Here is a 20504-nt window from a genome sequence, read left to right on the forward strand (position 1 = left end):
TCGCGCGCAAATTCGAAATTGCAATGGCGCAACTATGCCTGCGCTGCCATACTTGGATTTTTTGCAATCAAAATTAGCATGCGATCACTGACTAGCTTGAAATCCGATTTGATGCGCATGGCGCTGTATGCCGTGCTGTCGCTGGCCCTGGTGCCGGGAATTACCCTGGTGTTCAGCGGCCACGTCCTGAAAACATGGGATCGGGAATTCCTGGAATCGATCGAAGGCGACCTGCGCAAAGCTAATGTCGCCCTGGCCGAGCGCGAGCAAGTGCTGGCGCGCTTCCGCGCCGATCCGCCCTCCACGATTTGCGGCAACAGCGACCCCGCAGCAGCCGAATACCGCTCCCGCGCCTGCGAACCCTGGGGCCATCAATGGCAGTTCTACTGGGCGCACAAAGTCTCGCAAATCATGCTGCTTGGCGGCGTGCTGCTGGCGGCGCTGATCGTCCTGCTTTGCCTGGCAGCGCAGCGCGGCCGCGACGTCCAATACCGCAGCCTGCTGCTGGGCCGGCGCCTGCTCTCCTGGTCGGGTTCCATCGAAGTGGTGGCGCAGAACGCCATGCTGGCCTGGCTCTCGTTCTGGCTGACGGCCTGGTTCTTCCACATGTATTCGATCAAGCTGGTGGCGATCACCGGCATTGCCGCAGCTGCCGCCGCGCTGCTGGCCGTCACGCAGATCTTTGCCCGCCCCAAATGGAAATTCGAAGTGGAAGGTGAGCTGGTGCGCGAACAGGACGCGCCAGCCCTGTGGCAGCGCGTGCGCGGCCTGGCGCAGATGCTGGGTACCGCGCCGCCACGCCAGATCATCGGCGGCATCGACACCAACTTCTTCGTCACCGAAAGCCAGATCTCCCTGGGCAATCAAACTGTCGACGGCCGCACCCTGTTCGTCAGCCTGCCCCTGCTGCGCGTGCTGGACCAGCGCGAAGCCGACGCCGTGCTGGCGCACGAACTGGCGCACTTCAGCGGCGGCGACACCGAGCGCAGCGCAAAGCTCGGCCCCGCCTTGTCGCAATTCGACGGTTACCTGGGCGCCATGCAAGGCAACTTCATGACGCTGATCGCCTACTACCCCTTGGCGCTGTACCGCACGGCGCTGGAGCTGGGCCTGATGCGCGAAAGCCGCGAGCGCGAATTCCTCGCCGACCGCGCGGCAGCGCAGGCGGTAGCGGGACGTCCCCTGATTTCGGCTCTGATCAAGATTTCCGCGTATGGCAACTACCGCGGCCACATCGAAGAAGAACTGTTCCAGCGCGACGATCGCCACGAAGGCGAAATCGGCATCGCCGCCTACGTTGCGCAAGGCCTGAAGCCATTCGCTAATTCCGAGCGGTTCCAGGATGCGATGCAGGGCGCCAGCGTGCCGCACCCGTTCGATTCGCACCCCAAACTCAGCGAACGCATGGAAAACGTCAGCAGCCCGATTCCAAGCAAGCTGTTTGGCGCCGTGGTTGCAAGCACGGTGGCAAACAGCTGGCACAGCGAGATCCTGACGGCGGAAGCCATCGAAGCACGCCTATGGAATGCCTACGAATCGCGATTCGCCAAGGCGCACGAGCACACCCTGGCCTACCGCTACCACCCATCCAATGACGCCGAGCGCGCCATCGTGCTGAAGTATTTCCCGCCGCGCGATTTCGGGCCGATTGTGGTGGCCTATGACGGCATCACCGTGAATGCCGACCAGAGCAACTTTGACTGGGACCAGGTCACCAACATGAACTACGAAGACGGATATGGCGGCGACGTGCTGACGCTGACCCTGGCCGATCCGCACAGCGGCAAGACCTCATCGAAAAAAGTGAAGCTGCCGGGATTGAAGCCCCAGCGCGACGAGTTGAAGCAAGCGCTGGGCATGTACAAGCAAAGGCACGCAGTCTCGCGCCAAAGCTGAGCTTGTGTCACACCTTGGGGTCACACCCCAAGTGTGACACGGGCTCAGCCGGGGAACAGCTCTTCGCGGGTGACGGTGGCGGTGCCGAGCTTGCCGACCACGATGCCGCCAGCGCGGTTGGCGGTTTCCACCGCTTCCTGCCAGCCGGCGCCGGAGCCCAGCATGGCTGCCATGGTCGCGATCACGGTGTCGCCTGCGCCGGAAACGTCGAACACTTCACGCGCGCTGGCCTGCACGTTGAAGATGCCTTCGTCAGTGAACAGGGTCATGCCCTCTTCCGAACGGGTCAGCAGCAGCGCGTCCAGCGACAGCTCGGCGCGCAGGTTCTGCGCCTTGGTCACCAGTTGCTCTTCACTGTTCCAGGAACCGACAATGCGTTTCAGTTCCGATTTGTTCGGCGTCAGCACAGTGGCGCCCTTGTATGGCGAGAAGTCGTCGCCCTTCGGGTCGACCATCACGATCTTGCCCGCAGCGCGCGCAGTGGCAATCATTTCAGCCACGTCGACCAGGCCGCCCTTGTTGTAGTCGGACAGCACGATCACATCGTATTCCGGCAACAGGGTCTTGAACTGCACCAGCTTGTTGCGCAATACGGCATCGCTTGGCGCTTCTTCGAAGTCGATGCGCACCATCTGCTGCTGGCGGCCGATCACGCGCAGCTTGATGATGGTGGAAATGGCGCTGTCGTGCTTCAGGTAGCTGTGAATGCCGCCGCTTTGCAGCAGCTGCTCCACTTCCGAGCCAGCTTCGTCGGCGCCGACAATGCCCAGCAGGCCGGCGTGTGCGCCGAGGGCTGCGGCATTGCGTGCTACGTTGGCAGCGCCGCCCAGGCGGGCTTCGCGGCGTTCGATACGCACCACGGGTACCGGGGCTTCCGGCGAAATGCGGCTGACGTCGCCGAACCAGTAGCGGTCCAGCATGACATCGCCGGCGACCAGGAGGCGTACTTTGTCGAGTGCGGGCGCTTTGCTCATATCAGTTCATTACGTTGAGTTCTTCGGTGCGGCGCGGAGGGTAAGAATCCCAGCGGCTGCAACCAGGGCAATGCCAGTAGAACTGGCGGGCTTTGAAGCCGCAGTGGCTGCACTGGTAGCGGGCCAGCTTTTGCGTGTAGCCGTGCACCAGGTTCTTCACCATCGACAGTTCGGACAGCACAGAGGCCGGCGCATCCATCATGCGCGCTTCCAGCAGCTTGTCGAGGCCCAGCAGAGTCGGCGTGCGGCGCAATTCGTCGAGCACCACTTGCTTGGCGGTGTCGACGCCTTCCAGTTCGATCACGGCCTTGAACACCACCTCCAGCAAGTCGATCGAGGAAGCCTGTTCCAGGTAGGACTTCAGCAGGCTGACGCCTTCCTGCGGGCGGCCGACTTTGCGGTAGCCATCCATCAGGCGGGTTGCGACCAGGGCGGTATGCGGCACGGATTGCTGTTCGACACGACGCCACATCAGCAGCGCGGCTTCGGTATCGCCCTTGGCCAGCAAGGCATCACCACACAAGATAGTGGCGCGCACGCTGGAGCGGTCGGCTTGCAGCGCCTGCTCCAGCAGGCTTTCCGCTTCTTCGGGCTTCATGTGCACCAGCGCGTCCTGCGCCAGCTCACAGTAGAACTGCGAGATTTCTTTCTGGCGCGAGCCGGCCCCGGCTTCCTGCAGCGCGAGCGCGGCCTCGATGGCGCGCTTCCATTCTTTCTCGCGCTGGTAGATTTCCAGCAGCGCCTTGCGGCCCTGCACTGCGTAGGAGGTATCGAGCAGGCGGGTATAGGTTTCTTCGGCCCGGTCCAGCAGGCCGGCCTTCAGGTAATCCTGGCCCAGCTCATACTCGGCGTGGGCGCGCTGTTCGGCCGGCAGGTCTGGACGCGACAGCAGGTTCTGGTGCACGCGGATGGCGCGCTCCGTTTCGCCGCGGCGGCGGAACAGGTTGCCCAGTGCGAAATGCATGTCGGCGGTTTCCGGGTCGAGCTTGACGATCTCGATGAAGGAGTCGATGGCCTTGTCCGGCTGGTCGTTCAGCAAGTGGTTCAGGCCGCGGAAATAGCCTCGCGGCAGGGTGCGCGATTCGGATACCACGGCGCGAATGTCGACGCGTGCGGCGATCCAGCCAAGGGCAAACATAGCTGGGATGCCCAGCAGCCACCAGAGTTCAAAATCCATATTTTTCTTAGTGCTGGGTGTTGATGCTGTCCGGCAGCGGGCGTTCGTTTACTTGCATGGCCGCGGTCTGCAGGGATTCGATAGTGGATTTCTGCTTGTTCGATTCGCGGCGCTGGCGGAACAAGGTAGGAGTCAGCGCAAGGATGCACAGGGCGGCGCCGGCCACGAAGAAGGCCAGCAGCATCAGCACCAGCGGGCCGCGCAGCTCGTAATTCAGGAACAGGTGCAGGTCGACTTCCTGCGAATTTTTCAGGGCAAAACCAAAGAACAGGACAAACAGGACAACGCCAAAGGCGGTGGAAATAAATTTCATTCTTGGTTCCTATCTTTAAAACCGGTAAACCAGGGTCTGACCCATAGGGTCAGACACTTGGCCGTTTACCGGTTCTAACAACAAAAAAGGGGCAGGCAAATGCCCGCCCCCTTCATTCTACTGTGCCAGAGACTCAGTCCTCAATGATCGGTTGCCCGACCATCGCATCGACCCGCTCGCGCAGCTGCTTGCCAGGCTTGAAGTGAGGCACCCGTTTTTCAGGGACCATCACTTTGTCGCCGGACTTCGGATTGCGTCCAATGCGTGGCGGCCGCGAATTCAGGGCAAAGCTGCCAAAACCACGGATCTCGATGCGCTGGCCTTCAGCCAAGGCGTTGGTCATCGCATCGAGAATGGTCTTGACGGCATACTCCGCATCTTTGGCCACCAGCTGAGAGTAACGCTCAGCCAGGCGGTTGATCAATTCGGACTTAGTCATCTAAGTGCTCGGTAGATTAGTTCTTGTTGTCGAACTTGGCTTTCAGCAGCGCGCCCAGGCTGGTGGTGCCGGAAGCGGCGCTGGAGTCAGCGGCCATCTTCGACATCACTTCAGCGGTGTCCGCGTTGTCTTTAGCTTTGATCGACAGCTGGATCGAACGTGCCTTGCGATCGATGTTGATCACCAGGGCTTCCACGGAATCACCAACCTTCAGGTGGGTGCCGGCATCTTCCACGCGGTCGCGGGAGATTTCGGAAGCGCGCAGGTAGCCTTCAACTTCTTCGGACAGCTGAATTACGGCGCCTTTTGGCTCAACCGACTTAACGGTACCGGTCACCAGGGAGCCCTTGTCGTTCATGGCTGCGAAGTTGTTGAATGGATCGCCTTCCAGTTGCTTAACGCCCAGGGAAACGCGCTCACGCTCAACGTCGATTGCCAGAACAACGGCTTCCAGTTCGTCACCTTTCTTGAACTTGCGCACGGCTTCTTCGCCGGACTCGGTCCAGGACAGGTCGGACAGGTGCACCAGGCCGTCGATGTTGCCTGGCAGGCCGATGAACACGCCGAAGTCGGTGATCGACTTGATTGCGCCCTTGACCTTATCGCCCTTCTTGTGGGTCATGCCGAAGTCGTCCCAAGGGTTTGCCTTGCACTGCTTCATACCCAGGGAGATACGACGACGCTCTTCGTCGATTTCCAGGACCATGACTTCAACTTCGTCGCCCAGTTGAACGACTTTGTTAGGAGCCACGTTCTTGTTGGTCCAGTCCATTTCGGACACGTGAACCAGGCCTTCGATGCCTTGTTCAACTTCAACGAACGCACCGTAGTCGGTCAGGTGGGTGACTTTACCGAACAGGCGGGTGCCTTGTGGGTAACGACGGGACAGACCGGTCCAAGGATCGTCGCCCAGTTGCTTCACGCCCAGGGACACACGGTTCTTCTCTTGATCGTACTTCAGGACCTTAGCGGTGATCTCTTGACCCACGGTCAGGACTTCCGAAGGGTGACGCACGCGGCGCCATGCCAGGTCGGTGATGTGCAGCAGGCCGTCGATGCCGCCCAGGTCAACGAACGCACCGTAGTCGGTGATGTTCTTGACGACGCCGGTCACCACGGTGCCTTCTTTCAGGGTTTCCATCAGCTTCTGACGCTCTTCGCCCATCGAAGCTTCGATGACGGCGCGGCGGGACAGAACCACGTTGTTGCGCTTGCGGTCCAGCTTGATAACCTTGAACTCGAGGGTCTTGCCTTCGAATGGGGTGGTGTCCTTGACTGGACGGGTGTCTACCAGCGAACCTGGCAGGAAAGCGCGGATGCCGTTGGTCAGAACGGTCAGGCCGCCCTTGACTTTGCCATTGACGGTACCAACGACGATCTCGCCGGATTCCATTGCTTTTTCCAGTGCCAGCCACGATGCCAGGCGCTTAGCCTTGTCACGGGACAGGATGGTATCGCCGAAACCATTTTCCAGCGATTCGATGGCCACGGAAACGAAGTCGCCTACTTTGACTTCCAGTTCGCCTTGGTCATTCTTGAATTCTTCAACAGGAATGAAAGCTTCCGATTTCAGGCCTGCGTTAACGATCACAAAGTTGTGGTCCAGACGCACGACTTCAGCGGAGATCACTTCGCCAGAGCGCATGTCTTGACGCGACAGGGACTCTTCGAAGAGGGCTGCAAAACTTTCCATTATTTATTTCCAGGTTAGCCAGTAAGGCCCGCACTATGCGGCTTCAACTGGGTTGAGGGTTGAACAAAACAGCTATTTATTTATGGGCGGCGGCCCACCATTTCAACACCTGCTCGGTCGCTTCATCAGCGTTCATGGCAGACGTATCGAGGAGGTACGCACCCTCTGCCGGCGCCAGCGGCGCAATGGCCCGGTTCATATCCCGGTCGTCGCGCGCTTTCAAATCCATCAGCAGGTCTTGCATACTAGCAGAAATTCCCTTTCCGATCAATTGCTTATAGCGGCGATCGGCGCGCGCCTCGACGGAGGCGGTCAAAAACACCTTGAGGGGCGCGTGCGGGAAGATGACGGAGCCCATGTCGCGGCCGTCGGCCACCAGGCCAGGGGTCTTGCGGAAGCTCAGTTGCAGGCCGTACAGCGCTTGCCTTACCGCCGGCAGGGCGGCGATTTTTGATGCCGTATTGCCAACTTCTTCGGCGCGGATGGCGTCGGTGACGTTTTCCTGCGACAAGTAGATGGCGTCGCCTGCGAAGTGGATGTTCAGGTGCTCGGCCAGCTTGGCCAGGGCATGCTCGTCGTTCAGGTTGGTCTCGCGGCGCAGCGCCTGCAGCGCGGTCAGGCGGTACAGGGCGCCGGAATCGAGGAGGTGGAAGCCAAGCTTGTCCGCGACCTTGTGGGCCACGGTGCCCTTGCCGCTAGCGGTCGGGCCGTCGATGGTGATGACTGGGATGTTCGATGTTGGCATATGGTTAATTTCTAAACCGGTAAACCAGTGTCAGACCCACAGGGTCTGACACTTGCCCGCGGCAGCCGCGGACCGGTGCCTGACCCTGCGGGTCAGGCACCGCTTTGCCGGTTTTGGCTAAAAGTTAAACGCTACCACGCTTAGCGATCGACGCAAACGCAGCAAAATACTCAGGGAACGTCTTCGCGACGCATTTTGGATCATTGATCCGAACCTTGGCGCCCTGACGGATAAATCCATCCAGCGACGCCAGCGAGAAGCACATGGCCATGCGGTGGTCATCGTAAGTATCAATGGCCGCAGGCAGCAGTGTGGCAGGCGGAGTGACGGACAGCCAGTCCGCCCCCTCCTCCACCGTCGCCCCCAGCTTGCGCAGTTCGGTCGCCATGGCGGACAGGCGGTCAGTCTCCTTCACGCGCCACGATGCAATATTGCGCAAGGTAGTGGTGCCTTCAGCGTACAGCGCCGCCACGGCGATGGTCATCGCCGCATCCGGAATATGGTTAAAGTCCATGTCGACCGCCTTCAGCGGACCGTTCGCGCTGGCTTCGATCCAGTTATCGCCCATGACGATGGTCGCTCCCATCTGCTCCAGCGCCTGCGCAAAGCGCACGTCGCCCTGGATCGAGTTGTTGCCCACGCCCAGCACCCGCACCGGGCCGCGGCCAATCGCGCCGGCAGCCAGGAAGTAGGAAGCGCTGGAGGCATCGCCTTCCACATGAATGGTGCCCGGGCTCTTGTACGTCTGCCCAGCCGGAATGGTGAACGAAGACCAGCCATCCTGCTCCACCACGCCGCCGAAGCGGCGCATCAGGTTCAGCGTAATTTCAATGTAAGGCTTGGAAATCAGCTCGCCTTCAACGTCGATGGTCACAGCCTGTTCGCGCGCCATCAGCGGCGCCACCATCAACAGCGCGGTCAGGAACTGGCTCGACACATCGCCGCGCACGGACAGGCGCTGCGACTTGAACTCGCCGGTGCGGATATGCAGCGGCGGGTAGCCCTTGTTCATGGTGTATTCGATATCGGCGCCGGCAGCATTCAGCGCGTCGACCAGGTCGCCGATCGGGCGTTCATGCATGCGCGGCACGCCATGCACCTTGAAGTCGCCGCCGATCACGGCCAGCGCAGCGGTCAGCGGACGGATCGCGGTGCCGGCGTTGCCCATGAACAGGTCGGCAGTGCGCAGCGGCCAGCTGCCTTTCACGCCCAGCACCACGTGCACGGTGCTTTCACCTTCACGATGTTCGGTCCAGTTCACACCCAGCGAGCGCAGTGCGGCCAGCATCACGGCAGTGTCGTCGGAGGCCAGCAGGTCGATGACGCGGGTTTCTCCCTCTGCCAGCGCGGCCAGCAGCAGGATGCGGTTGGAAATGGATTTCGAGCCTGGCAGGCGCACCGTGCCTTCGGCATGGGCGACCGGCAGCAGGTCGAGGTAATGCGGATAATCAGTCATGCGTGTTCCTTATTCTGCCGCCGCGTCTTTCGGCTGCGGCGGCTCAGCCGCCTCGATGGTCTCGATCCATTGCCGGCGCGCGCGCTGGGCGTTGGCATAGGTAGCTTCAAGGGCGGCGGCGTCGCCAGCGGCAAGGCTGGCGCGCAAGCGGGTTAATTGTGCCAGATATGCATCCAGCTCAGTCAGGAGTGCGGCCTGGTTGGCGAGGCTGATGTCGCGCCACATTTCAGGCGAGCTGCCGGCGATGCGGGTGAAGTCGCGGAAACCGCTGGCAGCATATTGGAACAGCAAATCCGAGTGGGGCTTGCGCTCGATGTCGTCTACCAGCGCATAGGCCAGCAGGTGGGGAAGATGGCTGACGGCGGCGAACACTTTGTCGTGGTCTTCCGGGGTCAGGGTATGGATGATGGCGCCACAGGCTTTCCAGGCCGCCGCAACGCGCTCGACGGCGGTGGGGCCGTTCTCGGCCAGGGGCGTGAGGACGGTTTTCTTGCCTTGATAGAGGTCGGCGATGGCAGCGTCGGGGCCGTTGGTTTCGCGGCCGGCGATGGGGTGGCCGGGGACGAACTGGCTTACTCGCTCGCCCATGACGGCGCGGGCGGCGGCGGCGACGTCGGATTTGGTGCTGCCGGCGTCGGTGACGATGGTGCTGGCGTCCAGGTGCGGCAGGATTGCTGTCAAGATGCGGCCTGTCTGCGCCACCGGCGCGGCCAGCAGGATCAGGTCGGCGCCTTTAATCGCGTCTTCAAACCGGCAAACCGGCCTGGCGGCCGTACCCGTCTGACCCGCAGGGTCAGACACCGATACGCGGCGGCCGCTGGCGAGTGTCTGACCCTGCGGGTCAGACACTGGGGTACCGGTTTGGGCGGCCGAGTCGATGATACCCAATTCGAGCGCCCGCGCCAGGAACGCCTCCGAGCGATCCACGCCAACAATATGCCGAACAGCGCCAGCCTGCCTCAGCGCCCGCGCAAACGAGCCGCCGATCAGGCCAACACCGAAAATAACAACCTTATTAAGCACGATCCTCCGCCAGCGCCTTACGCAGCGCAGTAATCAGCACCGCATTCTCTTGCGGCAGGCCGATGGAAATACGCAGCCACTGCGGCAAGCCGTAGTTGCCGACCGGGCGCACGATCACGCCCTGCTTCAGCAGCGCCAGGTTGATACGCGCACCAGCCGCATCATCGGAACCCACGCGCACCAGCACGAAGTTACCGTAGGAAGGCACAAACTCCAGTCCCATATCCTTGAACGCTTCCACGAACTGCTCGTACCCGGCAGTATTATTGGCTGCCGATTTCGACAGGAACTCCTTGTCATTCAGCGCCGCAATCGCCGCAGCCTGCGCCAGCGAGTTCACATTGAAAGGCTGGCGGATACGATTCATCAGGTCGGTCACTTCCGGCTGCGCCAGCGCGAAGCCCACACGCAGGCCGGCCAGGCCGTAGGCCTTGGAGAAAGTGCGCGACACCAGCAGGTTCGGGTACTTCTTGACCCAGGCCGCCGACTCGTACTGGTCTTCCTTCTTCAGGAATTCGTTGTACGCCTCGTCCAGCACGACGACGACGTTCGCAGGCACCTTCTGCAGGAAGGCTTCGATCTCGGCGCCGGTGACGAAAGTACCAGTCGGGTTGTTCGGGTTGGCGATGAACACCAGCTTGGTGTCCGCTTCAATCGCAGCCGCCATCGCATCCAGGTCGTGGCCATGGTTCTTGGCCGGCACCACGATGTGGCGTGCACCGATGCCCTGGGTCGCCAATGCGTACACGGCGAACGAATACTGCGAATACACGACCGACTGACCGCGCTCAACGAAAGCGTGTGCAGCGATTTCCAGGATGTCGTTGGAGCCATTGCCCAGCGTGATCCAGTCCATCGGCACGTCGTAGCGCTTGGACAGCGCCATTTTCAGTTCGAAGGCATTGGCATCTGGGTAGCGGCCCAGTTCAGCAGCGGCAGCGGCCATGGCCTTCTGCGCCGATTCCGGCACGCCGAACGGGTTCTCGTTCGATGCCAGCTTAACGATGGACTCTTCTTTCAGGCCGAATTCGCGCGCCACTTCGGAGATAGGCTTGCCAGCCTGGTAAGGAGCGATTGCGCGAACGTATTCAGGGCCGTAATTCTTGGACATGGATCTAATCTCTTTTAAAAGTCAGGTGAGGCTGGTCGGGTAAGAGCCCAGCACTTTGAAGAAGGCGGCATTGTCCTTGAGTTCAGCCAATGCCTTTGTCACGGACGGGTCTTGCACGTGCCCCTCTACGTCAACATAGAAATAGTATTCCCACGTGCCGATGCGGGCCGGGCGCGACTCGAAACGCGTCATCGACACGCCATGCTTGGCCAGTGGCGCCAGCAACTGGTACACGGCGCCGGCTTTGTTCGGCACTGCGAGCACCATCGAAGTGTGGTCGCGGCCGGACGGGTTGGTCTGCAGGCAGCCGATCACCACGAAACGGGTGCGGTTGTGCGGGTCGTCCTGGATATGGGCATTCACCACGCCCAGCCCATATTGCGCACCGGCGTGTTCGCTGGCGATGGCGGCGATGGTCGGGTCGTCGCCCGCCATACGCGCCGCTTCGGCATTCGAGGCCACGGCGCGGCGCTCGATATGTGGGTAGTTCTGGTTCAGCCACACCTGGCATTGGGCCAGCGCTTGCGAATGGGCGCAGATCACCTGCACGCCTTCCATGGTGCCGGTCTTGGTCATCAGGCTGTGGTGCACGGCAATCGCGATCTCGCCCGAGATCAGGCAAGGGGTGGCCAGCATCAGGTCCAGCGTGCGGTTCACGGCGCCTTCAGAGGAATTCTCGACCGGCACCACGCCGAAATCGGCGGTACCGGCCTCCGTCGCGCGGAACACTTCATCGATCGATGCACAGGGGATGCCATCGACAGCGGTGCCGAACTGCGCGTACACCGCCTGCTCGCTGAAGGTGCCGGCCGGGCCGAGGTAGGCCACGGTCACGCGGCGCTCCAGCGCGCGGCAGGCCGACATGATCTCGCGGAAGATGGTCTGCACTTCGCGGCCGCCCAGCGGGCCGGGGTTGCGGTCGGCCACGCCGCGCAGCACCTGGGCTTCGCGCTCGGGACGGAATACGGGCGCATTGGTTTCGGCCTTGACGTGCCCTACTTCCTGCGCCACTTTGGCGCGCTCGTTGAGCAACGCCAGGATTTGCGCGTCGATCGAATCGATCTTCTCGCGGAGGGGTTTCAGTTTGTCTGTCATTCGTTTGCGTTCACTTTGTGCGGGCTCTAAACCGGTAACCCTGTGTCTGACCCGCAGGGTCAGGCACCGATACGCGGCAGTCGCGGGCCAAAGTGTCTGACCCTGCGGGTCAGACACTGGTTTACCGGTTTTCAGCGCCCTGCAAATTCGTTCAAGTAGTCGACCAGCGCTTGCACGCCCTCGATCGGCATCGCGTTATAAATCGATGCCCGCATACCACCGACGGACTTGTGGCCCTTCAGCTGCAACAGCCCGCGCGCCTTCGCACCGGCCAGGAATGCTTCATTTTTCGATTCGTCGCGCAGGTAGAACGGGATATTCATGCGCGAACGATATTCTTTTGCGACGCGATTCTGATAGAAGTCGTCGGCGCCGAGCGCCTGGTACAGCAGCTCGGCTTTCTCAATATTACGCTTTTCCATGGCGGCGACGCCGCCCTGTTTCTTCAGCCACTGGAACACCAGGCCGGCGATATAGATGCCGTAGGTTGGTGGCGTGTTGTACATCGATTCGTTTTCCGCCACGTTCTTGAAGTCGAAAGCGGACGGGCAGAATGGCAGCGCCTTGCCGATCAGGTCATCGCGCACGATGACCACGGTGACGCCTGCCGGGCCGATATTCTTTTGTGCACCGCCGAAGATCACGCCGTACTTGCTGACATCCACTGGACGCGACAGGATGTGCGACGACATATCGGCCACGATGTCGGTGTCGCCTTGCGCGGTCGGCACGAAGTTGAACTCGACACCGTCAATCGTTTCGTTGGTGCAGATGTGGAGGTAGGAAGCCCCCGGGGTCAGCTTCCATTCCGCCTGGTCCGGCACGCGATCGAAACCGGTCGCCTGCGACGAGGCCGCCACGTTGACGCGGGCATAGCGCGCCGCTTCCTTGATCGACTTGCTGGACCAGGAGCCGGTCTGCACGAAATCGATGGTGCTGTCGGCGCCGCCGCTCAGGTTCATCGGCAGCACGGCATTCTGCGACAGGCCGCCGCCCTGCATGAACAGGATCCGGTAATTGTCCGGCACCGCCAGCAGCTCGCGCAGGTCGCGCTCAGCGGCTTTGTAGATCGAAATGAATTCAGGACCGCGGTGGCTCATCTCCATGACGGACATCCCGCTGCCCTGCCAGTCCAGCATTTCAGCGGCCGCCTGTTGCAGCACTTCCTTAGGCAGCACGGCCGGGCCGGCAGAGAAATTGTAGATGTTCGCCACGTCAAAACTCCTTACTTGTTCACTTAGTTTGCTCTACCACGCGCTTGGCGCGCTCCTGCACCAGCTTTTGTGCCGCTTGGGCGCTTTCGCCCATCAGCATCGGCATCACTTCCAGCGACTTCTTGCCGGTCGGGCTGCGGTAGAAAGCCGTCAGGGCCTTCACGTCTTCCTGCGTGAAATGGCGCGCGTACAGCGGCACCACCTGGTTGTACAGTTCATCGACCAGCTTCGGATCGTTCAGGTCTTTTTGCAGGGCGGCGCTGATGACCGGCATGCGGCGCTCCACATTCGCCATTTCCGCCTTGCGCTGCTCGTCGTTGAATTTTGGATTATTGCGCACCACCGCTTCCGCGCGCATGCGCAGGATCTGCGGCAGCGCCTTAGCCAGGTTTTGCAGCGAAGTAGCCATATTGGCGCGTGCACCGGTGGTTTCCATCAGCTCGCGGATGGATGCCTCGCTCGCAGGGGCAGCAGGAGCTGCGTGGGCGGCGGCGGCGAAAGCAAATACTGCGGCGGCGAAGGCGGTCTTCTTCATGCTTGCTCCTTATTATTTACGGAACTGCTCCATTGCTTTCTGAATCCGCGGCATGGTCAGGCGCTGGCCAATGGCCATCGACTCCGCCATCACCTGCGGCATCAACTGCATGCTCTTCATGCCGACCGGCGTGCGGTAGTAAGCCGCGATCTGCTTCAGTTCATCGGCGGTGAAATGGCGCGAGTACAGTGCGATCATTTCGCTTTCCATGTCAGCCATCAGGCCAGGATCGCTCAGGACGCCGCTCACCACTTCCGCCATTTTCGGCAGCTCGGCTTCCATCTTCAGGAGCATTTCATGGCGCTGGGCGTCGTTCAGGCTGGTGTCGGCCTTGATCGAAGCTTCGATCTGCTGGCGCATGATGTTGGGCATGGTCCTGGACATCTGGTCCATCGATGCTTTCCACATGCTGCGGTAATTCATCGCATCCAGCAGGTCGCGCACGGCGGCCGCGTTGGCCGGCGCCGGGGCTGGGACCGGGTCAGCGGCAAACGCCCCCTGGGCCAGGGTGAAGGAAGCGATCAGGGCCAGGACGATTTTCTTCATTGCTTATTCGTTTTCCGAATTTGGTCGTTGAAAAAACTAACGGGCCCGGCCTGATGTCTCAGACGGGGCCCGTTGCGGGTCAGCCTTATTCGGCTGCTTCGCCGCCTTCAGCTTCCGCTTCCGGCTCGTCCGCGTCTGCTTCGACGATGCGTTGCAAGCCCGAGAGCTTGGTGCCGTCCTCCACCGCAATCAGGGTCACGCCCTGGGTGGCCCGGCCCATCTCGCGGATCTCCGATACGCGGGTGCGGATCAGCACACCGCCGGTGGTGATCAGCATGATTTCGTCGCTTGCCTGCACCAGGGTCGCTGCCACCACCTTGCCGTTACGCTCGGAGGTCTGGATCGCGATCATGCCCTTGGTGCCGCGGCCGTGACGGGTGTACTCGGTGATCGGGGTACGCTTGCCGAAGCCATTCTCGGTGGCGGTCAGCACCGACTGCTGCTCGTTCTCCGCTACCAGCAGCGCGATCACGTTCTGGCCGTCTTCCAGGTTCATGCCGCGCACACCGCGCGCGGTACGGCCCATCGGACGCACATCGTTTTCGTCGAAGCGCACTGCCTTGCCGGCGTCGGAGAACAGCATCACGTCGTGCTTGCCGTCGGTCAGCGCGGCACCGATCAGGAAGTCGCCGTCATCCAGGTCGACCGCAATAATGCCGGCCTTACGCGGGTTGCTGAAGTCCTTCAGCGGGGTCTTCTTCACAGTACCCAGGCTGGTCGACATGAAGACGTAGTGATCTTCCGGGAAAGTGCGGTTTTCGCCCGACAGCGGCAGCACCACGGTGATCTTCTCGTTGTCCTGCAGCGGGAACATATTCACGATCGGCTTGCCGCGCGAAGTACGCGAGCCTTGCGGCACTTCCCACACCTTCAGCCAGTACATGCGGCCGCGGTTGGAGAAGCACAGGATGTAATCGTGGGTGTTGGCGATGAACAGCTGGTCGATCCAGTCTTCATCCTTGGTTGCCGCTGCCTGCTTGCCGCGGCCGCCGCGCTTCTGGGCGCGGTATTCGGACAGCGGCTGGGCCTTCATATAGCCCATGTGCGACAGGGTCACCACCATGTCCTGCGGGGTGATCAGGTCCTCGGTTTCGAGGTCGGTCGCATTGTTCTCGATATTCGAGCGGCGCGGATCCTTGTCGCCGAATTCCAGCATCGAGGCATTCAGTTCCTCGGTGATGATGGCGGTCACGCGGGCCGGCTTGGACAGGATGTCCAGCAGGTCGGCGATCAAGGACATCACGTCCTTGTATTCGTTAACAATCTTGTCCTGTTCCAGGCCGGTCAGGCGCTGCAGGCGCATTTGCAGGATTTCGCCAGCCTGTTCGTCGGACAGCTTGTACAGGCCATCCGATTGCAGACCGTAGTGCTTCGGCAGGTGCTCAGGACGGAAGGCTTCGATACCGCCCTGGCCTTCTTCACCGGTGCGCTTCAGCATTTCGCGCACGATGGAGGAATCCCAGCCGCGCGCCATCAGTTCCTGTTTCGCGATCGGCGGCGTAGGCGCAGCCTTGATGATTGCGATGAAATCGTCGATGTTCGCCAGTGCAACCGCCAGGCCTTCCAGCACGTGGCCGCGTTCACGCGCCTTGCGCAGTTCGTACACGGTACGGCGGGTAACGACTTCGCGGCGGTGCGACAGGAAGGTAGCCAGCAGGTCCTTCAGGTTCATCAGCTTCGGCTGACCGTCCACCAGGGCTACCATGTTCATGCCGAAGGTGTCCTGCAACTGGGTCTGCTTGTACAGGTTGTTCAGCACCACTTCCGGCACTTCGCCGCGTTTCAGCTCGATCACCACGCGCATGCCCGACTTGTCGGACTCGTCGCGGATATCGGAAATGCCTTCCAGCTTCTTGTCGCGCACGTTTTCGGCGATACGCTCCAGCAGGGACTTCTTGTTGACCTGGTATGGCAGCTCGTCCACGATGATCGCGGTGCGGCCGCCTTCCTTGCCGTATTCCTCAAAGTGGGTCTTGGCGCGCATGACGACACGGCCACGGCCGGTGCGGTAACCATCGCGCACGCCGGACACGCCATAAATCGTGCCGCCGGTCGGGAAGTCCGGCGCCGGGATCAGTTCGATCAGTTCATCGATCGTGCAATCCGGGTTGTTCAGTACGTGCAGCGCGCCGTTGATCACTTCCGTCAGGTTGTGCGGCGGGATGTTGGTGGCCATACCCACTGCGATACCGGACGAACCGTTGATCAGCAGGTTAGGAATCTTGGTCGGCAGGACGGTAGGCTCTTTTTCCTTGCCGTCGTAGTTGGGTGCGAAATCGACGGTTTCCTTGTCGATATCGGCCAGCAGTTCTGCGGAAATCTTGTCCAGGCGGCACTCGGTGTAACGCATCGCCGCGGCGTTGTCGCCGTCGATGGAACCGAAGTTACCCTGGCCGTCGACCAGCATGTAGCGCAGGGAGAAGTCCTGCGCCATACGCACCAGCGTGTCGTAAATCGACGCGTCGCCGTGCGGGTGGTACTTACCCATGACTTCACCCACGACGCGGGCGCATTTCACGTAAGGGCGGTTCCACACGTTGTTCAGTTCGTGCATCCCGAACAGGACGCGGCGGTGTACGGGCTTCAGGCCGTCGCGAGCGTCCGGCAGAGCTCGGCCAACGATCACGCTCATGGCGTAATCGAGGTAGCTCTTGCGCATCTCTTCTTCGAGGGAAATTGGGATTGTTTCTTTTGCGAATTGATCCATTGGCGGGTCGATCTTTTGTCTAGGCGTACAAGCCTGCGATTTTAGCATGGCGCCCGGTGGCCTTGGAGAAAGTCATCGGGTTGACACAAAAGCACCTTATTATGACCGCTGCGTTGCAACAAAACAACATTTTGGTCAAATGCGCGAAACTGGCCTTTTCCCCGACTTTTGATGCAGTTTTGCGAAATATGGCAAAATGGTCGAGAAACTAATGAAATAGATAGTTTTATCAGCGTTACACCCCGATTAAGGAAAAGACCAATATGAAGAAAATCCTCGCCACCGTGTTTGCAGCGTCTTCCGTTCTGGCCGGCCCTGTGCTAGCCCAAGACAAGCCGACCGCTCCTCCGTTCGCACCAGTGACCCAGGACATCAAGGCCGCGACGCCCAAGAGTGCCTATGTGCAGGATGCCCGTGGCATCATCGCCCGCAATCCATTCGGCCTGTGCTGGCGCACCGGCTACTGGACCCCGGCCGATGCCGTGCCAGGTTGCGACCTGCCGATCTGCACCCCGCCGGAAGAGCTGAAGGATGGCAAGTGCGTGCTGCCGCCACCACCACCTGAAGCGCCGGCACAGCCGCCAGTTGCCGTGCCAACTACCCCAGCACCTGCACCGACCGCAGTACCGACCGCTGAAAAAGTTTCCTTCGCCGCCGACGCCTTCTTCGACTACGACAAGGCCGTGCTGAAGCCGGAAGCCAAAGAGAAGCTGGACGACATGGTTACCAAGCTGAACGGCATCAACCTGGAAGTGATCATCGGCGTCGGCCACACCGACTCCATGGGCACCGACCAGTACAACGACAAACTGTCGCTGCGCCGCGCTGAAGCCGTGAAAGCCTACCTGCTGAGCAAAGGCGTGGAAGCCAACCGCGTGTACACCGAAGGCAAGGGCGAGAAGCAGCCAATCGCGGACAACAAGACCGCTGAAGGCCGCGCCCAGAACCGCCGCGTGGAAATCGAGGTTGTTGGCACCAAGAAGTAATTCCCGGCGCATACGCGCTATTGCAGCCCCGCCCTGAGCGGGGCTTTTTTTTGTTCGCCCCTCTGCTATCATCCCGCCTATGAATGCCGACCCATTAGAACTGCAAAAATTCAGCGAACTGGCCCATCACTGGTGGGATCCCACGTCCGAATTCAAACCTCTGCACGAGATCAATCCACTGCGCCTGGAATGGATCAATGCCCGCGCCCCGCTAGCCGGGAAGAACGTGATCGATATTGGCTGCGGCGGGGGCATCCTGTCGGAATCCATGGCACGCAAAGGCGCCAAGATCACCGGCATCGACCTGTCCGAAAAAGCCCTGAAAGTGGCCGACCTGCATAGCCTGGAATCCGGCGTGCCGGTGCGCTACAAGCTGATCGCCGCCGAAGAAATGGCAGCGCAGGAAGCCGGCCAGTACGACGTGGTCACCTGCATGGAAATGCTGGAACACGTACCGGACCCAGGCGCCATCGTGCGCGCGGCAGCCACCCTGGTAAAACCGGGCGGCCATGTGTTTTTCTCCACCCTGAACCGTAACCCGAAGGCTTACCTGTTCGCGGTGATCGGCGCCGAATACCTGCTGCGCATGCTCCCCAAAGGCACGCATGATTATGAAAAATTCATCACTCCAGCCGAACTGTCGCAATATGTGCGCACTGCTGGTCTGCAAGTGGATGCATTGAAGGGCATGGGCTACAATCCGCTCACCAAGGTCTACTCCTTGAACAACGACACCAGCGTTAATTACCTGGTGGCGTGCACCCGCCCTGAATAAAGCCAGGCGGCCTGCGCGCCGCCTGCTTCGAAAGCCGTTCCCTACCATGAGCCTGTTCCCAGCCCCGCGCGCCATCCTGTTCGACCTGGATGGCACCCTGGCCGACACCGCACCAGACCTGGCCGCCGCGATCAACCTGCTGCGCACCGTGCGCGGGCTGGAGCCGACGCCATACGAGGTGCTGCGCCCGCAGGCATCGCACGGCGCGCGCGGCATGATTGGCGTGTCCTTCGGCCTGATGCCGCAGGATGAAGGCTTTGAAGAACTGCGCGATGGCTTTTTCACCAACTATGAAGCGGCGATGGCGGTGCACAGCACCCTGTTCGACGGCATCGGCGAACTGCTGTCCGGCATTGCAGAAGCCGGTCTGCGCTGGGGCATCGTCACCAACAAGCCAGCCCGCTTCACCGACCCATTGGTGCCGCAAATCGGCCTGGCGCTGGCCAGCTGCGTGGTTTCGGGCGACACCACTCCACACGCCAAACCCCACCCGGCCCCGTTGCTGGAAGCGGCAGCCCGCCTCGGCCTGGCGCCGGAAGAATGCTGGTACGTCGGCGACGACCTGCGCGACATCCTGGCCGGCCATGCCGCCGGCATGCGCACCGTGGCCTGCCAGTGGGGTTATTGCGGACCGGTCGAACCTGCAGCCTGGGGCGCCGACCACCTGTTGGCATCCCCTGCCGACCTGCTGGCCCTGATTCGTGCAACTGTACCGTCCCCGACACCGTTGGCGGCCTAGAAACTACGTTATAACTTGCCCAACAGCAATAAGTTTCTATACTATAGTCAGTAGCGATTACAGAGAAAAGGTAGCCGGAGACTTTATGGACGGGGACGACAACATCGAGGCGACGCTCCCACCGCGTAGCAGTGCACCGCAGGTCTGGGATGCCTCCGTTGCCGAGAGCCGCTTCTACTGGTACGACCTGCTGGTCAACGACCCGCTGGTACCCGACTTCCGTGACCCGATTGGACGCTACCAGCGCCGCATGCAGTTCGCGCTCGACGCGACCATGGAAAAGCAGCTCCTTTTCTTCGTCATTTCCCGCCAGCGCCTGCGCTTCGACATCAAGAAAGGCACGAGCTGGGGCTTCTTCGGCCTGAAGCTGACCGTGCCGCTGCTGGCCGGCACCGACAATCGCAAGGAATCGATCACGCTCGAACTGGAAGTGCCGTTCGAAGCGACCTTCAAAAAACCGATCGTCACCCTGCACGATAAATACATCACGCTGAATTGGGGCGCGCTGACGGAATGCTATTCCGCGCACGACCTGTTGCAGAAATTCCCCAACGACCTGAAGTACGAAAGCACGGTCGAGTACGTCGGTATCACGCGCGACCCGCAGTCCCGCCTGGCCAAGGGCCGCTTCCCCGCCGTCAACCGCATCATGGAAGAAAACGACGGCACGCTGGACACCTTCCTGCTGGTCAAGCGCATGGATGTGAAAGTCGAAACCGCCGTGCAGGACCCGCTTGGCGAAGCCTCCACCCGCTCACATGTGGAAGTCATGGAAGGCGCCCTGATCCGCTACTTCGAAGGTGAAAAACCGGCCCACCACGGCACCATCGAAAACAACAACCGGCGCGACCGCGTAGCGCAACTGGTCGAGACCTACCAGCTTGACAGCCTGACGGTAGACCTCGGCTTCAAGGAGGCCGACAGCTTCCACGACCTCAAGTCCGCCCACGTGCCGGTATCGCGCCGCCACCTGGTCGAATTCACCTTTGGCCCCGGCGGCGAAATCCGTTCGACCCGCCTTGCCGACGACGCCCGCCCGCTGGTTTCGCTCGAAGAGTGACGCGGCGCAAAAGATTGAGG

At 61.1% G+C, this 20504-nt stretch carries 19 protein-coding genes; 5 read left to right on the top strand and 14 right to left on the bottom strand.

The genetic code is table 11. The annotated features are described in order from the left end of the window. The first annotated feature begins 78 nt into the window (after window positions 1-78). Window positions 79-1896 (top strand): M48 family metalloprotease, encoded by a 1818-nt coding sequence (locus ASD58_RS06610; protein ID WP_082565264.1) that lies wholly within the window; start codon window positions 79-81, stop codon window positions 1894-1896. Between the two features lie 44 nt (window positions 1897-1940). Here ASD58_RS06610 and rfaE1 read toward each other — a convergent pair whose 3' ends face one another. From rfaE1 to gyrA, 14 genes are all read right to left on the bottom strand, one after another. Beyond that, a complete protein-coding gene (gene rfaE1, locus ASD58_RS06615) occupies window positions 1941-2870 on the bottom strand; it encodes a D-glycero-beta-D-manno-heptose-7-phosphate kinase (RefSeq protein WP_057260299.1) in 930 nt (309 codons plus the stop codon). 1 nt (window position 2871) lies between these two features. Next, window positions 2872-4047 carry a lipopolysaccharide assembly protein LapB gene (lapB, locus tag ASD58_RS06620; protein WP_057260300.1) on the bottom strand — a complete coding sequence of 392 codons (1176 nt, stop codon included), beginning with the start codon at window positions 4045-4047 and terminating at the stop codon, window positions 2872-2874. A gap of 7 nt (window positions 4048-4054) precedes the next feature. After that, window positions 4055-4360, bottom strand: a complete 306-nt coding sequence (locus ASD58_RS06625; RefSeq protein ID WP_057260301.1) for a lipopolysaccharide assembly LapA domain-containing protein — start codon at window positions 4358-4360, stop codon at window positions 4055-4057. Between the two features lie 133 nt (window positions 4361-4493). Then, complete coding sequence (locus ASD58_RS06630) at window positions 4494-4799, bottom strand: integration host factor subunit beta (RefSeq protein WP_057260302.1); 306 nt, start codon at window positions 4797-4799, stop codon at window positions 4494-4496. Window positions 4800-4815: 16 nt separating this feature from the next. Further along, on the bottom strand, window positions 4816-6492 hold the full coding sequence (rpsA, locus tag ASD58_RS06635; RefSeq protein ID WP_057260303.1) for a 30S ribosomal protein S1: 1677 nt from the start codon (window positions 6490-6492) through the stop codon (window positions 4816-4818). 76 nt (window positions 6493-6568) lie between these two features. After that, entirely contained in the window at window positions 6569-7237 is a 669-nt protein-coding gene (gene cmk / locus ASD58_RS06640; RefSeq protein ID WP_057260304.1) for a (d)CMP kinase, read from the bottom strand. Window positions 7238-7361: 124 nt separating this feature from the next. Further along, window positions 7362-8693: a 3-phosphoshikimate 1-carboxyvinyltransferase gene (aroA, locus tag ASD58_RS06645; protein ID WP_057260305.1), complete on the bottom strand. Its 1332-nt coding sequence runs from the start codon at window positions 8691-8693 to the stop codon at window positions 7362-7364. Between the two features lie 9 nt (window positions 8694-8702). Then, window positions 8703-9716, bottom strand: a complete 1014-nt coding sequence (locus ASD58_RS06650) for a prephenate dehydrogenase/arogenate dehydrogenase family protein (protein WP_057260306.1) — start codon at window positions 9714-9716, stop codon at window positions 8703-8705. Further along, entirely contained in the window at window positions 9709-10827 is a 1119-nt protein-coding gene (hisC, locus tag ASD58_RS06655) for a histidinol-phosphate transaminase (protein WP_057260307.1), read from the bottom strand. The genes ASD58_RS06650 and hisC overlap by 8 nt, the downstream gene beginning before the upstream one ends. Window positions 10828-10848: 21 nt before the next feature. After that, window positions 10849-11922, bottom strand: a complete 1074-nt coding sequence (pheA, locus tag ASD58_RS06660) for a prephenate dehydratase (protein ID WP_057260308.1) — start codon at window positions 11920-11922, stop codon at window positions 10849-10851. Between the two features lie 131 nt (window positions 11923-12053). After that, window positions 12054-13136 (bottom strand): 3-phosphoserine/phosphohydroxythreonine transaminase, encoded by a 1083-nt coding sequence (gene serC, locus ASD58_RS06665; RefSeq protein ID WP_057260309.1) that lies wholly within the window; start codon window positions 13134-13136, stop codon window positions 12054-12056. A 19-nt stretch (window positions 13137-13155) separates the two neighbouring features. After that, window positions 13156-13671 carry a DUF2059 domain-containing protein gene (locus tag ASD58_RS06670; RefSeq protein WP_057260310.1) on the bottom strand — a complete coding sequence of 172 codons (516 nt, stop codon included), beginning with the start codon at window positions 13669-13671 and terminating at the stop codon, window positions 13156-13158. A gap of 12 nt (window positions 13672-13683) precedes the next feature. Continuing rightward, complete coding sequence (locus ASD58_RS06675; protein WP_057260311.1) at window positions 13684-14217, bottom strand: DUF2059 domain-containing protein; 534 nt, start codon at window positions 14215-14217, stop codon at window positions 13684-13686. Window positions 14218-14302: 85 nt separating this feature from the next. After that, a complete protein-coding gene (gene gyrA, locus ASD58_RS06680) occupies window positions 14303-16924 on the bottom strand; it encodes a DNA gyrase subunit A (RefSeq protein WP_057260312.1) in 2622 nt (873 codons plus the stop codon). A gap of 263 nt (window positions 16925-17187) precedes the next feature. On the opposite strand from gyrA, the gene ompA reads away from it, so the two are divergent. The 4 genes from ompA to ASD58_RS06700 all read left to right on the top strand — a co-directional run bounded on the left by ompA (window position 17188) and on the right by ASD58_RS06700 (window position 20484). After that, window positions 17188-17910 (top strand): outer membrane protein OmpA, encoded by a 723-nt coding sequence (gene ompA, locus ASD58_RS06685; RefSeq protein ID WP_057260313.1) that lies wholly within the window; start codon window positions 17188-17190, stop codon window positions 17908-17910. Window positions 17911-17989: 79 nt separating this feature from the next. Continuing rightward, window positions 17990-18685 (top strand): bifunctional 2-polyprenyl-6-hydroxyphenol methylase/3-demethylubiquinol 3-O-methyltransferase UbiG, encoded by a 696-nt coding sequence (ubiG, locus tag ASD58_RS06690; RefSeq protein ID WP_057260314.1) that lies wholly within the window; start codon window positions 17990-17992, stop codon window positions 18683-18685. A 46-nt stretch (window positions 18686-18731) separates the two neighbouring features. Beyond that, the gene (locus ASD58_RS06695; RefSeq protein ID WP_057260315.1) at window positions 18732-19424 is read left to right on the top strand and encodes an HAD family hydrolase; all 693 of its coding nucleotides are present in this window, start codon (window positions 18732-18734) and stop codon (window positions 19422-19424) included. Between the two features lie 85 nt (window positions 19425-19509). Then, window positions 19510-20484: a hypothetical protein gene (locus tag ASD58_RS06700; RefSeq protein ID WP_057260316.1), complete on the top strand. Its 975-nt coding sequence runs from the start codon at window positions 19510-19512 to the stop codon at window positions 20482-20484. Window positions 20485-20504 lie beyond the last annotated feature (20 nt).

This window comes from Duganella sp. Root1480D1, from assembly GCF_001427305.1.
In the GTDB taxonomy this organism is placed as follows: domain Bacteria; phylum Pseudomonadota; class Gammaproteobacteria; order Burkholderiales; family Burkholderiaceae_D; genus Rugamonas.